Annotated in this window: 16 protein-coding genes; 10 read left to right on the top strand and 6 right to left on the bottom strand. The window is 68.5% G+C overall.

The genetic code is table 11. The features are described 5' to 3' along the window. Window positions 1–271: 271 nt before the first annotated feature. From ACFOW8_RS00880 to ACFOW8_RS00860, 5 genes are all read left to right on the top strand, one after another. Window positions 272–1,678, top strand: a complete 1,407-nt coding sequence (locus tag ACFOW8_RS00880; RefSeq protein ID WP_378543833.1) for a family 2B encapsulin nanocompartment shell protein — start codon at window positions 272–274, stop codon at window positions 1,676–1,678. Window positions 1,679–1,690: 12 nt separating this feature from the next. Next, window positions 1,691–2,953 carry a family 2 encapsulin nanocompartment cargo protein terpene cyclase gene (locus ACFOW8_RS00875; RefSeq protein ID WP_378543830.1) on the top strand — a complete coding sequence of 421 codons (1,263 nt, stop codon included), beginning with the start codon at window positions 1,691–1,693 and terminating at the stop codon, window positions 2,951–2,953. Continuing rightward, on the top strand, window positions 2,950–3,825 hold the full coding sequence (locus ACFOW8_RS00870; protein ID WP_378543827.1) for a geranyl diphosphate 2-C-methyltransferase: 876 nt from the start codon (window positions 2,950–2,952) through the stop codon (window positions 3,823–3,825). The genes ACFOW8_RS00875 and ACFOW8_RS00870 overlap by 4 nt, the downstream gene beginning before the upstream one ends. Continuing rightward, entirely contained in the window at window positions 3,822–4,388 is a 567-nt protein-coding gene (gene idi / locus ACFOW8_RS00865) for an isopentenyl-diphosphate Delta-isomerase (protein WP_378543824.1), read from the top strand. The genes ACFOW8_RS00870 and idi overlap by 4 nt, the downstream gene beginning before the upstream one ends. 181 nt (window positions 4,389–4,569) lie before the next feature. Beyond that, the gene (locus ACFOW8_RS00860; protein ID WP_378543821.1) at window positions 4,570–4,938 is read left to right on the top strand and encodes a hypothetical protein; all 369 of its coding nucleotides are present in this window, start codon (window positions 4,570–4,572) and stop codon (window positions 4,936–4,938) included. Between the two features lie 9 nt (window positions 4,939–4,947). Here ACFOW8_RS00860 and ACFOW8_RS00855 read toward each other — a convergent pair whose 3' ends face one another. The 3 genes from ACFOW8_RS00855 to ACFOW8_RS00845 all read right to left on the bottom strand — a co-directional run bounded on the left by ACFOW8_RS00855 (window position 4,948) and on the right by ACFOW8_RS00845 (window position 7,972). After that, window positions 4,948–5,676 (bottom strand): aspartate/glutamate racemase family protein, encoded by a 729-nt coding sequence (locus ACFOW8_RS00855; RefSeq protein ID WP_378543818.1) that lies wholly within the window; start codon window positions 5,674–5,676, stop codon window positions 4,948–4,950. Then, window positions 5,676–7,166: an NCS1 family nucleobase:cation symporter-1 gene (locus tag ACFOW8_RS00850; RefSeq protein ID WP_378543815.1), complete on the bottom strand. Its 1,491-nt coding sequence runs from the start codon at window positions 7,164–7,166 to the stop codon at window positions 5,676–5,678. Before ACFOW8_RS00850 ends, ACFOW8_RS00855 begins: the two co-directional genes overlap by 1 nt. 83 nt (window positions 7,167–7,249) lie before the next feature. Next, window positions 7,250–7,972: a GntR family transcriptional regulator gene (locus tag ACFOW8_RS00845; RefSeq protein ID WP_378543812.1), complete on the bottom strand. Its 723-nt coding sequence runs from the start codon at window positions 7,970–7,972 to the stop codon at window positions 7,250–7,252. Between the two features lie 108 nt (window positions 7,973–8,080). Between ACFOW8_RS00845 and ACFOW8_RS00840 the strand changes: the two genes are divergently transcribed. Both ACFOW8_RS00840 and ilvA read left to right on the top strand, forming a co-directional pair. After that, window positions 8,081–9,256 carry a serine hydrolase domain-containing protein gene (locus ACFOW8_RS00840; RefSeq protein ID WP_378543809.1) on the top strand — a complete coding sequence of 392 codons (1,176 nt, stop codon included), beginning with the start codon at window positions 8,081–8,083 and terminating at the stop codon, window positions 9,254–9,256. A gap of 91 nt (window positions 9,257–9,347) precedes the next feature. Beyond that, on the top strand, window positions 9,348–10,577 hold the full coding sequence (ilvA, locus tag ACFOW8_RS00835) for a threonine ammonia-lyase (RefSeq protein WP_378543806.1): 1,230 nt from the start codon (window positions 9,348–9,350) through the stop codon (window positions 10,575–10,577). A gap of 129 nt (window positions 10,578–10,706) precedes the next feature. On the opposite strand, the gene ACFOW8_RS00830 is transcribed toward ilvA, so the two are convergent. From ACFOW8_RS00830 to ACFOW8_RS00820, 3 genes are all read right to left on the bottom strand, one after another. Continuing rightward, on the bottom strand, window positions 10,707–11,030 hold the full coding sequence (locus ACFOW8_RS00830) for a DMT family transporter (protein ID WP_378543803.1): 324 nt from the start codon (window positions 11,028–11,030) through the stop codon (window positions 10,707–10,709). Window positions 11,031–11,271: 241 nt separating this feature from the next. After that, window positions 11,272–12,693 (bottom strand): argininosuccinate lyase, encoded by a 1,422-nt coding sequence (argH, locus tag ACFOW8_RS00825; RefSeq protein WP_378543800.1) that lies wholly within the window; start codon window positions 12,691–12,693, stop codon window positions 11,272–11,274. A 347-nt stretch (window positions 12,694–13,040) separates the two neighbouring features. Further along, on the bottom strand, window positions 13,041–14,243 hold the full coding sequence (locus ACFOW8_RS00820) for an argininosuccinate synthase (RefSeq protein WP_378543797.1): 1,203 nt from the start codon (window positions 14,241–14,243) through the stop codon (window positions 13,041–13,043). Window positions 14,244–14,491: 248 nt separating this feature from the next. Here ACFOW8_RS00820 and ACFOW8_RS00815 point away from each other — a divergent pair, with 248 nt between their 5' ends. The 3 genes from ACFOW8_RS00815 (at window position 14,492) to ACFOW8_RS00805 (ending at window position 15,038) form a co-directional block, all read left to right on the top strand. After that, the gene (locus tag ACFOW8_RS00815) at window positions 14,492–14,632 is read left to right on the top strand and encodes a hypothetical protein (protein ID WP_378543794.1); all 141 of its coding nucleotides are present in this window, start codon (window positions 14,492–14,494) and stop codon (window positions 14,630–14,632) included. 31 nt (window positions 14,633–14,663) lie between these two features. Then, window positions 14,664–14,798 carry a hypothetical protein gene (locus ACFOW8_RS00810; protein WP_378543791.1) on the top strand — a complete coding sequence of 45 codons (135 nt, stop codon included), beginning with the start codon at window positions 14,664–14,666 and terminating at the stop codon, window positions 14,796–14,798. A gap of 87 nt (window positions 14,799–14,885) precedes the next feature. Next, entirely contained in the window at window positions 14,886–15,038 is a 153-nt protein-coding gene (locus ACFOW8_RS00805) for a hypothetical protein (protein WP_378543789.1), read from the top strand. Window position 15,039: the final 1 nt, after the last annotated feature.

Below are 15,039 nucleotides of genomic sequence, written 5' to 3'. Positions count from 1 at the left end.
TTCCGCAATCACCACCGGCGCAACGGATCTCCCGGTCACAGCCATGTTTCGCGGATTCACTCGCGCACGACGCCACCGACCGCCTACCATCGGTATCGTCCGGAACGCACTGACACGCATCAGATTTCGTGCAACACCGTTTCACACGCCCGGTATTCATCCGCGCAGGACCCTTCGATTCGCATCGTGACCCATCCTCAGCCTGTCGCGCATCGTCGCGCCACACAGGCCGATCGGCCGTGCCGATATCCGTCCCGAGGTGAGGAACTCCATGACCATCGAAATGCCGCTGCCCACAGACAATTCCGTCCGGAAGAGCCTGAGCACCACCGCGGCCCATCAGCTGGCGCACACGACGAAATCCGAACCGCAGATGCAGGGCATCAGCTCGCGATGGCTGTCGCGAGCGCTGCCCTGGGTGCAGGTCGCGGGCGGTGTGTACCGCGTCAACCGCAGGCTCACCCATACCGTCGGGAACGGCGAGGTCGAATTCGTCGTCGACGGCTCCCGGGCCCGCGTGATACCTCAGGAATTGCGTGAACTGCCCGCCCTGCACGCTGTCGACGACGACCAGTTGCTGCGGCCGCTCGCCGAAACGTTCGTGCAATACGATCTCGACCCCGGCGCCATCGTCACCGAATTCGGAAATCCGATGGATCAGGTGATTCTGGTGGTCCACGGAAAACTCGCCAGGATCGGGTCCGGTGAATACGGTGAGTCGACGAAACTCGGCATGCTCTCCGGTGGCGACTATTACGGCGACGAAATGCTCACCGACGAATCCGCGATCTGGCCGGACACCGTCAAGACGGTCACCAGAACAACGATTCTGTGCCTGTCCAGACAATCGTTCGACCAATTCCTGGAGATGTACCCCGAGCTGTCCCGGATCCGCTCCGACGCCACCGACGCCACCGACCGGTCACAGAACGCCAAGGGTGAGGCAGATATCGAGATCTCCTCCGGCCATTCCGGTGAGCCCCTGCTCGAGGGCACCTTCGTCGACTACGACGCCAGCCCACGCGAGTACGAGCTCAGCCTGGCGCAGAGCGTGCTGCGGATCCACACCCGCGTCGCCGATCTGTTCAACGATCCGATGAATCAGGTCGACCAGCAGCTGCGGCTCACCGTCGAAGCGCTCTACGAACGGCGCGAGCACGATCTGGTGAACAACCCGGAGTTCGGGCTGCTGCACAACTGCGACCTCAAGCAGCGCATCACCACCGAATCCGGCCCGCCCACCCCCGACGACCTCGACGAGCTGCTGAGCATGCGCCGCGGCACCAAGTTCTTCCTCGCGCATCCGAAGGCGATCGCCGCGTTCGGCCGGGAATGCTCGCGGCGCGGCCTGTATCCCGATCCGGTCGAGTTCCAGGGGCATCGGGCGTTCGGCTGGCGCGGGGTGCCGCTGCTGCCGTGTGGGAAGATCCCGGTGAGCGGCACCCAGACCACCTCGATCATGGCGATGCGCATCGGGGAGAAGGATCAGGGCGTGGTCGGCCTGCACCAGACCGGTATCCCCGACGAGTACGAACCGAGCCTGAACGTCCGGTTCAAGCAGATCGACGACCAGTCGATCATGTCGTACCTGGTGAGCTGCTACTACTCGGCCGCCGTCCTGGTCCCCGACGCGCTCGGTGTGCTCGACGACGTGCTCGTCGCGCGCCGGGCCGACTGAGCGGCGCGGGCCGTGTCGATCCTCACCAGGGCGGCGGCGCCGCATGCGAGCACCGAGCTCGCCGCGACCGTGGCCGCCCTGCTGCACGAGGCGACGGCACCCGCCGACCTGTTCCCCCGGCGCGACGTCGCGACCGGTGGTCTCACGCAGGCGCCACCGGCGACCGGTACCCCCTTTCGCCTGCTCGGTCCCACCGGAATCGGCACCTCCGCCCTGCGGCCGAGCGCGTCGACCACCCCCGCCACCGCACCGGCTCCTTCTGCACCACAACGTATTCCGACTCTCTATTGCCCGCCACCGGAACGCGACGACCCGGCGCTGGCCGAGGCCGTCAACGTCGGTCTGCTCGCCTGGGCCGCCGAGATCGGCCTCTACGAGGGCCGCCTCGACGAGCTCCGCAAGGCCGACTTCGGCCGGTTGATCATGCTCGCCCACCCCGACTGCGACGATCCGGATCCGCTGCTGGCCGCGGCCCGCTGCGCGGTCGCCGAATGGTCGGTCGACGACTACTACTGCGAGGAGGACGCCCCTGGCGACACCGCACCCGACGGGACACCGTCCAGCGCCGCCGCCGAGCTGGGGCCTCGGCTCGAGCTCGCCGCGGCCGCCATGGATCCGGCCCATCTGCCCGCGCGGTACGCACCCCGGCTCGAAGTGGCCATGCAGGCCGATCCGATCCTGCGTGCGTTCCGCACCTCGTTCGCGCACCTGGCGGGGTACGCGAGCCCGGCGCAGCTGGCCAGGTTACGCACCGAGATCGCGGGCTGGTTCATCGCGCTCGGCGCCGAGGCCGGCTGGCGCGCCGCGGGCCGGATGCCACCGGTCTGGGAGTACCTGACCAACCGGCAGCCGCACAGCTTCCTGCCGTGTATGGCACCGATCGACGCCGTCGGCGGCTACGAGCTCGGTGCCGCCGAGTACACCGATCCGCCCGTGCGGCGGGTGGTGACCACCGCGGCGCTGGCCGCCCAGATGGTGAACGACCTGTATTCGATGGCGCGCGAGGATCTTTCCGACGGCAGGGAGTTCAATCTGCCGACAGTGCTCGCCGCCGAGGAGGGCTGCAGCCGCGCCGAGGCGGTGCTGCGGACCGCGCAGATCCACGACGAACTGATGCACCGCTTCGAACGCGAAGCCGCCCCCCTCGCCGCCGCGGGTTCGCCCGACCTGCGCCGTTTCCTGGCCGGCCTGTGGGCCTGGATGGGTGGCAACCGGGCATGGCACGCAGGCAGCCGCCGCTATCACGACATCACACCAGGAGAGGACGACCGATGACCATCGCGAACCCGCAGACCGCCAGCTCCGTCCTGCGCACCACCTATCAGCGCTCCGTCGCGGCCTACTGGAACGACAATCCCAACGACGACCGGGTCAACACCAAGCTCGGCGAGGTCGACGGTCTCTACCACCACCACTACGGCATCGGTGAGCCCGACTGGTCGGTGCTCGAGGGGCCGGAAGCCACCCGGCAGGACCGGATCGTGCGCGAGCTGCACCGGCTCGAGACCGCCCAGGCCGACTATCTGCTCGACAATCTCGGCCAGGTCCAGCCCACCGACCGGCTCGTCGACGGCGGATCAGGGCGCGGCGGCACCAGTTTCATGGCGGGCCGACGTTTCGGCTGCGAGGTCGACGGCGTCTCCATCTCCGAATACCAGGTGGGCTTCGCCAACGACCAGGCCGCCGAGCGCGGGGTCAGCGACCGGGTCAGGTTCCATTTCCGGAACATGCTCGACACCGGCTTCGCCGACGAGTCGGTGCGGGCGGTGTGGACCAACGAGACCACCATGTACGTCGACCTGTTCGATCTGTTCGACGAGTTCGCCCGCATCCTGGAACCGGGTGGCCGCTATGTGTGTATCACCGGCTGCTCCAACGATGTCACCGGCGGCCGCTCGGCGTCGGTCAGCTGGATCGACGCGCACTACGGATGCATGATCCATCCGCGCAGCGAGTACTTCCGGGCGCTCTCCGACAACGGCCTGATCCCCACCACCGTGGTCGACCTCACCCCCGACACCATCCCGTACTGGGAGCTGCGCACCCATTCCGAACTCGCCACCGGTGTCGAGCAGCCGTTCCTCACCGCCTATCGCGAGGGGAGCTTCCAGTACCTGCTGATCGTCGCCGATAAGGTGGCCAGGTGACCGAATTGCTCGCCGACCCGTCGTCCGACCGCGAAGCCCTGCTCGTGGAGCTGGTCGACGACACCGGCGCCGCGATCGGCGCGTGCTCGGTGGCCGATGCCCATCGGCCACCGGGCACGCTCCACCGCGCGTTCTCGGTGCTGCTGTTCGACCGCGACGGCCGGGTCCTCATCCAGCAGCGCGCGGCGGTCAAGACCCGGTTCCCACTGCAGTGGGCCAACACCTGCTGCGGGCATCCACTGCCGGGACAGCCGGTGGCCGAGGCGGCGGCCGTCCGGCTGGGCGAGGAGCTCGGTCTGACGGCCGGGCTCACCGAGGTCGGCAGCTTCCGCTATCACGCGGGCGACGCGTCGACCGGTCGCGTCGAGCACGAATACGACCACGTCCTCATCGGCGTGACCGACGCGGTGCCACGACCCGACCCCGCCGAGGTCGGCAGCTGGGCGTGGGTCGCGCCGACGGCACTGCGGACCGACCTGGCGGCCTCCCCCGCCAAGTACACGCCGTGGCTGGCCGAGGTCCTCGACATCGCCGAGCGGGCCCATACCGCCGCCGAGGCGTAGGCTTCCCCGCTCCTCAGCATCTCTTGCTTCCGCCGGTTCTCCGCCGACCAGAGAGGGACCTATTCGTTAGATGCGCATATCTACATCTCAAAATGCTTCTTCTTCTTGGCGAACTCACAGGGTCGCCACAGTCCACGGACAGGCCACGCGCCGACCCTGGACAGGGAAACGATTCCGCGACGTGAGTGAGGTAGCGATGGTCGAGGTCGAGATCGACGACAACACGGTGACGGTGCATGTCCTCGGTGGCCACCGCCTGCTCGCGCTGCGCCAGCAGGTCGTGATCGACCGGGCTGCCATCACCGGCATCACTCCCGCCGAGGTCGACCTGCGCCCGCCGTGGGTACGGGCTCCCGGCACCTTCATCCCCGGCGTAATCGCCGCGGGCGTCTATCGCGGCAAGGGCCGCAAGGAGTTCTGGGACACCACCTTCGGCGGCAACGCGGTGCGGATCGATCTCGACGGCCCCGAGTTCACCCGCCTCGTCGTCGACGTCGCCGACCTGGACCGCGTGCTGGACGCCCTCTCCCCCGCCGCCGTCCGCGCCTGACCCGTCGGCTCAGGAGCCGAACGACGCCAGCAGCCCGGTGTAGGGCTTGGGCGGCGGTGCCGCGTACTCACCACGACCCGATTTGCGCAGGCCGAGTGTCAGCAGCGATTGCACGGTCAGTGTGGCGGCCGCGACGCCGTCGATCACCGGCACCCCGATCTCGGCGCGGATATGCGCGCACAGCTCGGCCATGCCCGCGCAGCCCAGCACGACCGCGTCCGAACCGTCGGCGGCCACCGCGGTACGGCAGGCTTCGGTGACAATCTTGCGTGCGTCCGGGTCGGTCTCCAACGCGAGCACCGGCAGCTCGCAGGCGTGCACGCCGCGGCAGAACCGTCGCATCCCATACCGTTCGGCCAGATCGGCGGCGCGCCCCGCGGTCCGGCCGAGCGTGGTGACCACGCTGAACCCACGCCCGAGATGACTGGCGGTGTGCATCGCCGCCTCGGCGATCCCGACTACCGGGCCTGCGGCAAGCTCCCTGGCCGCGTCCAGCCCGGGATCACCGAAACAGGCGATCACATAGCCGTCCACCCCGGCGGCCTCGCCATGCCGGATCGCCGCGAGCAGACCAGGCACGCTCAGCGCCTCGTCGTAGTGGCTCTCGATGGAGGCGGGGCCGGTCTCGGAGGTGACCGCGTCGAGCAGGGTGTCCTGCCCCGCCACGGCGAGGGCGCACTGTTCGATCGTCGCGGTCATCGCCCGCGTGGTGTTCGGGTTGATCACCCGGATCCGCATCAGGCACCGACCTCCCCGGCGGCCGCGCCGCGTCTGGCCGCGGTCAGCAGGTAGTAGACGACGAAGCCGACGCCGCAGCCGGTGAACCAGCTGTACTGGGCGGCGGTGTACATGCCGGGCAGGCTGTTGAACAGGACCGGGAACACCGCGATACCCGCGGCGATCGCGGTCGCGACGATCGCGGCCGGGTGATAGCCCTTGCGGTACCAGTAGGCGCCCCGCTCGGACATGGTGAACAGGTCGTCGACGATCACCCGCTGTTTGCGCACCAGGTAGTAGTCACAGATCAGCACGCCGAACAGCGGCCCGATGAACGCGCCGAGCACCTCCAGCGTGTAGTGGATGACCTCGGGGTTGTTGTACAGGTTCCACGGCGTGATGAGGACCGAGCCGACCGCGGCGATCATGCCGCCCGCGCGCCAGCTGATCCGCTGCGGGCTCACATTCGAGAAATCGAACGCGGGCGAGATGAAATTGGCGACGATATTGATGCCGATGGTGGCGATGGTGAAGGTGAGCGCACCGAGCACGATCGCGAAGGTGGAATCGATCTTGGCGACGGTGGCGACCGGGTCGGTGATGAGTTCACCGTAGACCGGAACGGTGAGCGACGCGGTGATCACCACCAGCAGTGAGAACACCAGGAAATTCACCGGAAGCCCGAGCAGATTTCCGGTTCGGACCGCCGGGAAGCTCTTTCCGTACCGGGAGAAGTCACCGAAATTCAGCATCGGCCCGGAGAAGTAGGACACCACGAGCGCGATCGCGCCGAGCATCACCGGAACCGACGCCCATCCGGTGTATTCGATCTCGCCCAGGCTCAGGTCGATCGCGCTCCAGCCGGCCTTCGAGATCAGATAGCCGCACAGGATGAACATCACGACATACACGGCCGGACCGCAGAAGTCGATGAACTTGCGGATCGAATCCATGCCACGCCAGAACACACACGCCTGCAGCACCCACAACAGCAGGTAGCTGCACCAGCCGAGCAGGGAAAGGCCGAGGAAACCGTAGTCGGCGGTGACGGCGTACGGCGCGAGGCCGGGAACCAGCTTCACCAGCACCACATCCAGAGCCGCGGAGGCGAGGAAGGTCTGGATGCCGTACCAGGCCACCGCGATCAAGCCGCGGATGATCGCCGGGATATTGGCCCCGAGCACCCCGAACGCGCTGCGGCAGATCACCGGATAGGGCACACCGGTCACCTGGCTCGGTTTCGCCACCAGATTGCAAAAGAAATAGACGATCGTGATGCCGATCAGCAGGGCGGCGAGTACCTGCCAGCTGGCCAGGCCGAGCGCGAAAAGACTTCCGGCGGTGACATATCCGCCGACGCTGTGCACATCCGACATCCAGAACGCGAAAATGTTGTATGTGCCCCAGCGTTGTTCGCGGAGCGGGGCCAGATCCTCGTTCGTCAGGCGCGGGTCGTATTTCGGGGGATCACCGGCGGGAACGCCCGCGGCGGAAGTGATGGTGTCGGTCATGATCGTTCCCGTCCGAAGGGTGAATCTGCTGCGCTGACGGTAGATATCAGCAGTTGCCCCGTGGTTTCCCGACCGTTTCCCGGCTATTGCACCGAAGATATATCTTCCGGCGCCAGCAGTCCGGTGTCGGTGGGCAGCGTGGCGATCACCGATTCCAGCCTGCGGTGGTGCTCGTCGGCGGCGACGAGGAGCCGGTCGACATCGCGGGCGAGGAACGCGTCGAGCATGGCGATGTGGTCGGCGTGCAGGCGCTCGCGGTCGGCCTTGTCGATGTGCACCATCGACTGCACCGGTTCGGTGACGTTCCAGGCGGATTCGAGCATGTGCAGCAGCCGGTGCATCCGCGACGGGCGGGTCAGCGCCACATGGAAGCTGCGGGACTGGCGCTGATACGCCTCGGGATCGTCGTCGAGGATGGCGCGCTCGAGCAGTTCGTTGACACCGAGCAGGTGTGCGCGCTCGGCCTCGCAGGCATTGGTCGCCGCCGCCGCGAGCGAGGCGGTTTCCAGGGTGTCGCGCACGATGTACATCTCCCGCAATTCGCGGGCGGTGAGCTGGGCCACTTGATAGCCGCGCTGGGGCCGGTGCGTCACCAGCCCCTCCCCGATCAGGGTCTTGAGCGCCTCCCGCACCGGGATGTGGCTGACGCCGAACAGTTCGGCCACCTCACGCAGCGGAATCACCGTGCACGGCGGCACGGCACCGTCGAGGATCACCCGGCGTAGCTCGCCGAGGATCACCTGCGGACGGCCCGGCTCGTCGACCACGAGCCTGGCGAGCAACGCCGATCGTCGTCTCAGGGTCATCGCCTCATGCTATGGACGAACTGTTGCGTGCGTGGTCATCTGTGTGACGGTCGCGAAACGATCGCCGGTGCCGATCGAGCGCCGTGGCCAGGATGGCATGCTCGGTCGATGGGAGTTTCGACAACGCAGTCGGTGGACCGCCGCTTCGTCAGCCTGGTCACCATGTTCGACAGCCTCTTCCGCACGCCGTCGCACGGTGGTGGCGCGCTGTGCGTGTACCTGCACGGTGAGCCGGTGGTCGATGTGTGGGCCGGGTACGCGAGTCCGGGTGTGCGCTGGGACGCCGAGACGGTGGCGCTGGCCTTCTCCACCGGAAAAGGCGTGGCCGCCACCGTGATCCACCAGCTCGCCGAGCGCGGCCAACTCCACTACGACACCCCGGTCGCCGAGTACTGGCCCGAGTTCGCCGCCGCGGGCAAGGCGCGGATCACCGTGCGTGACGTGCTCACCCACCGGGCCGGCCTGCACCGGTTGCGCGGCCTGCTGGCGGGGCCCGCCGATCGTTTTCTCGATGACGCGGCCGTCACCGAGGCGCTGGCCGCCGCCGCGCCGGATCCGCGGCACCGAGTGACCAGCGGCTACCACGGGATATCCTTCGGGCACCTGGCCGCCGAGCTGGTGCGCCGGGTCACCGGTCGGGAATTCACCGAGGTGGTGCGCACCGAGCTCGCCGAACCGCTCGGCGCACACGAGCTGTGGTTCCGGGTGCCGGTCGAGGAGCGCCACCGCATCGCCACCACATTCCCGCGGCTGCGGGCCGCGGGCATGGACTGGGATCGTGGTTCGGACCTGCTGGGCCGGACCCGGTTCGCGGCGGCCGCCGAGACCACCCCGCGTGGCTTCGCCGACCTCATCGTCGACCCGCGCATCCACGACTCGGTGATGCCGGGAGTGAACGGGGTGTTCTCCGCCAGGTCGCTGGCCCGCCTCTACGCCGCCATCGCGGGCAAAGGTGAACTCGACGGCACCAGGATCTTGGCCCCCGACACCATCCGGCGGATGGCCACCCGCCAGGTGTTCACCCCCGACTACGTCCTCGCCTTCCGCATTCCGTGGGCGCTCGGCTTCCACGGGGTCCCGATGAAACCGTCCAAAGCGGACCCGATCTCGGCGTTCGGCCATTTCGGCCTCGGCGGTTCCGGCGCCTTCGCCGACCCGGACACCGGCCTGTCGCTGGCCTTCGTCACCAATCGTCTCGGCGGCAAGCTCACCCCGCTCGGCGATGCACGCCTCACCCGCCTCGGCACTCGCGCCCACAATATCGCCAAGGCTATCGGCTCCTGACCCAACGGTCTCTCGGCCGACGCGTGCGTCATCGCCTGGTGATCATTCGCCCAGGAAGGTGCGCGCGGGTGGCAGCGGTGGGGCTGGCACGATGAGGCGCATGGAGAGTGTCGGGATCGGGCAGGTGGAGGCGGCGGCGCGGGTGCTCGCGCCGGTCATCCGGCGGACGCCGACCGTCGGTTCGCGGGTGTTGTCGGAGCGGATGGGCACGCAGGTCCTGCTCAAATGTGAGAATCTCCAGCGCACCGGGTCGTTCAAACCGCGCGGCGCCTACAACCGGATCGCGAATCTGCCCGCCGAGACCAGGGCACGCGGCGTGGTCGCGGCCAGTGCGGGTAACCATGCGCAGGGGGTGGCGTGGTCGGCCGCGGAGCTGGACACCACCTCGACGGTGTTCATGCCGATCGGCGCGTCCCTGCCCAAGCTCGTCGCGACCCGCGCCTACGGGGCCGAGGTGCACCAGGTTGGTCACAACATCGACGAATCACTCTCCGCCGCACAGGAATTCGCAGACCGTACCGGCGCGACGCTGATTCATCCGTTCGACCATCCCGATATCGTGGCCGGGCAGGCGACGGTGGCGCTGGAGATCCTGGAGCAGGTGCCCGAGGTCGGGACGGTGGTGGTGCCGACCGGCGGCGGGGGGCTGCTCGCCGGGGTGGCGGTCGCGCTGCACGCGCTCGCACCGCGGGTCCAGGTGATCGGCGTGCAGGCGGCCGCGGCGGCGGCATGGCCGGATTCGCTCGCGGCGGGCACCCCGATCCGGGCGGCCAGGATGGCGACGATGGCCGACGGGATCGCGGTCGGTCTGCCGGGGGCGGTGCCGTTCGCGCATGTGGCCGAGTTGGTGCGCGAAATCGTCACCGTCGACGAGGACGCGCTGTCCAAGGCGCTGCTGTTGTGTCTGGAGCGGGCCAAGCTCATCGTCGAGCCCGCGGGTGCGGCCGGGGTCGCGGCGCTACTCACCACCGCCCTGCGCGAGCGCGAGCTCCCCGGACCGGTGGTGACCATCCTGTCGGGCGGCAATATCGATCCGCTGCTGCTGACGCGGGTGATCGGGCACGGCCTCAGTGCCGCGGGCCGCTACCTGGCGATGCGGGTGACCATCGCCGATCGGCCCGGCGCGTTGTCGGCGCTGCTCGGGGTCGTCGGCCGGGCCGGGGCGAGCGTGGTCGACGTGGTCCACTCGCGAACCGGGATCTGGTTGGCCGTCGACGAGGTCGAGGTGTCGCTCACCGTCGAGACACGCGGACCCGCTCACCGTGACGATGTGCTGGAGGCACTGCGGGAGGAAGGTTTTCGAGTACACGCCGAGCTGTGACGGATCGGCAGCGAAGGTGGACGGCGAGCCTCACACCGCTGCTCCGCATGGCTACCGGGCACGTCCCTCGTTCGGCCACGTGGCGAACTCGGCGGAGGGTTCGGAGTCCTCGGCGGGCGAGCTGTCCGATCAGTGCGTCCCGCCCAGTTCCAGGGCGAGTACACCGAGAATGACCAGTCCGATCCCACCCACCTGAACCAGCGTGAGCCGCTCCCCCAGGAACAGCACCCCGATCACCGCGATCGCCGCCACGCCCACCGCCGACCAGATGCCGTACGCGACACCGATCGCCATCCCCCGTCGCAACGCCTGGGACAGGAAGAAGAACGCCGCGCCGTAGCCGAGCACGACCACGATCGAGGGCACCGGCTTGGTGAAGCCCTCCGACAGTTTCAGCGACACCGTCGCCGTCACCTCGGTGGCGATGGCCAGTGCCAGGAAGAGCAGCGTCATTCGCGCAGACTACCGGGCGCCACCGCCGATCGCGCCGCCGAGCCACGGCCACAACGGCTTCGGCGATCAGGTCTGCCGAGCGACTGACCCGCGGCCATGGCCGACGACGGCGGATGCCGGGCCGCCGTCTGGTTGTCGATCCCCGCCCGCGCAGTAATTCCAGGTCCGCCTCGTCCGCGGCCTGTCAGCACCGCACGCGGTCCCGATCCGGGCACCGGGACGTCGAGGAGTGTTCGGACCTTCAGCGCAGCCAGGTGCGGGCTTCGGTGGCCGCGGTGCCGACCTCGGCGAGTTGTTCGGCGACGCGAACCCCGGCGGTACCGCCGCGGGCATTGCGCGAGGCGATGGACCCGGCGACGGTGAGGACCTCACGCACACCGGCGGTCAAGGCGGGGTCGACAGCGGCGAACTCGGCGTCGGTGAGCTCGTCGAGGCCGACGCCACGGGATTCGGCGGCGCGCACGCAGGCACCGGCCGCCTCGTGTGCGACGCGGAACGGGACACCTTGGCGCACCATCCATTCCGCGATATCGGTGGCGAGGGTGAAGCCAGCGGGCGCGAGTTCGGCCATCCGGTCGGTGTGGAAGGTGAGGGTGCCGACCAGGCCCGCGATGGCGGGTAGCAGCAGCTCGAGCTGGGCGACCGAGTCGAACAGGGGTTCCTTGTCCTCCTGTAGGTCCCGGTTGTAGGCCAGCGGCTGGGCTTTCAGCGTGGCGAGCAGGCCGGTCAGGTTGCCGATCAGGCGGCCCGCTTTGCCACGGGTCAATTCGGAGACATCCGGGTTCTTCTTCTGCGGCATGATCGACGAGCCGGTGGACCAGGCGTCGGCCAGGGTGACATAGCCGAATTCCGGTGTGCTCCAGACGATGATCTCCTCGGCCATCCGACTCAGGTCGACCCCGATCATGGCCAGCACGAACGCCGCCTCGGCGGCGAAGTCACGCGCGGAGGTGGCATCGATCGAATTGGCCGCGGCGGCGGTGAAATCCAGCTCGGCGGCGATCTGCTCGGGATCGAGGCCGAGCGAGGAGCCGGCCAGCGCGCCCGACCCGTACGGCGAGACGGCGGCGCGTTTGTCGAAGTCGCGCAGGCGTTCCAGGTCACGCAGCAGCGGGTGGGCGTGCGCGAGCAGGTGGTGGGCCAGCAGTACCGGCTGCGCCGCCTGCAGATGGGTCTTGCCCGGCATCACCGCGTCCGGGTGCGCGGCGGCCTGGGCCACGAGCGCGTCGACCACGTCGAGCACCCCGGCGGCCACCCGGCGCACGCCGTCACGCAGCCACATCCGGAACAGCGTGGCCACCTGGTCGTTGCGCGAGCGGCCCGCGCGCAGGCGACCACCGAGTTCGGTACCGACCCGTTCGATCAGGCCGCGCTCCAGCGCGCCGTGCACGTCCTCGTCGGAGTCGGCGGGCCCGAACGCGCCGGAGGCCACATCGGCGGCGAGGGTGTCGAGCCCGGCCAGCATGGCGGCGAGGTCGGCGTCGGCGAGCAGCCCGGCTTTGTGCAGTACGCGGGCATGCGCCTTGGAGGCACGGATGTCGTAGGGGGCCAGCGCCCAGTCGAAATGGGTCGACTTGCTCAGCGCCGCCATCGCCTCGGCAGGGCCGGACGCGAAACGCCCACCCCAGAGGGCTCCCGTGTTCGTGCTGCCACCCTGCGTCATGCTCTGCTGTCTCCTCGTGTCGGATTGCGGGGTCGTGCCGGATGCGGGCCGCCGGGCGAGTGCCGGTTCGGGATCGCCGGTGACCACCGTAGCCAGCTCCGGGCCCACGGACGATCCGGGGTGCGGACAGCTCGGCACGACGTTCCGGCGTCTACCGGCGCGGTCGCCCGGTTGCGCACTCGTCCGGGTCGATCACAGGTCGCGTCCGGGACCGAGCGCGCCGATCTCGCGGGACACCGGCGCGCGGCGGCGGATCGCCCGGCCGCGCGCGCCTGCCCGCCATGCCACGGACGTTCGGTGTCCCCGAGCCGGTGGCCACGTGGGCCCGGGGACACCGGCGGCGTCCGCTACTTCTGGTTCAGATCGCGGCGCGCGGCGACCTTCGACGACAGGCCGTGGATCTGCACGAAGCCCTTGGCCAGCGACTGGTCGAAGGTATCGCCCTCGTCGTAGGTGGCCAGGTTGAAGTCGTAGAGCGACTGCTCGGAGCGGCGGCCGTTGACCACGGCGGAGCCACCGTGCAGCACCATCCGGATATCGCCGGAGACCTGCTGCTGGGTGTCCTGCACGAAAGCGTCCAGCGCCCGCTTGAGCGGGGAGAACCACAGGCCGTCGTAGGCCAGCTCGCCCCAGCGCTGCTCGACCTGACGCTTGTAGCGGCCCAGCTCGCGCTCGATGGTGACGTTCTCGAGGGCCTGGTGTGCGGTGATCAGCGCGATGGCGCCCGGCGCCTCGTAGATCTCGCGGCTCTTGATACCGACGAGCCGGTCCTCGACCATGTCGAGGCGGCCGACACCCTGGCGGCCCGCGCGGGTGTTCATCTCCTCGATGGCCTGCAGCACGCTCACCTGGCGGCCGTCGATGGCGACCGGCACACCCTTGTCGAAGGTGACGATGACCTCGTCGGGTGCCTCGAAGTTCACCGTCGGGTCGGCGGTGTAGTCGTAGACGTCCTTGGTCGGCGCGTTCCACAGGTCCTCGAGGAACCCGGTTTCCACGGCACGGCCCCACACGTTCTGGTCGATGGAGAACGGCGACTTCTTGGTGACGTTGATCGGCAGGTTGTTCTCTTCGGCGAAGGCGATCGCCTTCTCGCGGGTCCACGCGTAGTCACGGACCGGGGCGATCACGTTCAGGTCGGGCGCGAGCGCGCCGATGCCGACCTCGAAGCGGACCTGGTCGTTGCCCTTGCCGGTGCAGCCGTGCGAGACGGTGGTGGCGTTGTGGAATTTAGCCGCCTCCACCAGGTGCTTGACGATCAGCGGGCGGCTGATGGCCGAGACCAGCGGGTACTGGCCCATGTACATGGCGTTGGCCTGGATGGTGGGCAGGCAGTACTCGTCGGCGAACTCGTCGCGCGCGTCGACCACGATGGCCTCCACGGCGCCGCAGTCCAGCGCGCGCTGGCGGACCACATTCATGTCCTCGCCGCCCTGACCCAGGTCGATGGCCACGGCCACCACCTCGGCACCGGTCTCCTTCGCGATCCAGCTGATGGCGACGGAGGTGTCAAGCCCACCGGAGTAGGCGAGTACGACGCGATCGGACATGTCTGTTGTGCTCCTCGAGGTGTGGACGTCATCTGCACGGGCTGCCGCGAGCAGTATGAATGCTCCGCCGCCGATTCGGCTCGCGCCGTTGCTGCAAATGATTATGCATGATGATGCAATCTCATTCATAGCCGGGGGGTGGGCAGGGCTCCCGACCAGGTCAGCGGCCCGGTCAGCAACTTGGCAGCTAGCCATCGATATGAGACGCTGGTCACACATTGTCCACCGGTCGGGGTCGAGGAGTCAGCATGCAGCAACTACGCGATTTCGCCGAGGCGAACTACGACCTGATCGGGGCCGTCGTCATCGGTCTCGGAAATTTCGGGCTCGAGGTGGCCAAGACGGTCATCGAGCTCGGTACCCCCATCCTCCAGGGCTTCTTCGCCTGATCCGAATTCGCACCAGCACAGGGAGCCCATCATGGAGGACGCGATCCTGCAGTTCCTGTCCGACCACTACGAATCCGGCGCCACCGCTGGCCTGCACATCGGCCGAGTGCTGTTCGACCTCGGCTCGCCGCTGGCCTTGGCGATCCTGAACTTCCTCGCCTCGTAGCCCGGCCGCGCACGGTCCCACCACCCGGAAGTAATCCTGTGGCACTCTGGGAGAGCACTATTCGGCTCACACGTGAGGACGAACGAGATGCTCCACACCATCGCGCAGGAATTCTCCACCCTCGGCAACGGGGTACTCGAGGTCGGTCGGGCGATCGTCGCCCTGGTCCAGGACATCATCGATATCGCCACCCCGGACAATCCCGGCGGTGGGGGTGGCGGACAGTACCCGTTCACCTGAC

The organism is Nocardia rhizosphaerae (assembly GCF_042650365.1).
Lineage (GTDB): Bacteria > Actinomycetota > Actinomycetes > Mycobacteriales > Mycobacteriaceae > Nocardia > Nocardia rhizosphaerae.
The sequence above is the reverse complement of the archived record's forward strand: the minus strand, read 5'-3'. Positions and strand labels throughout refer to the sequence as shown.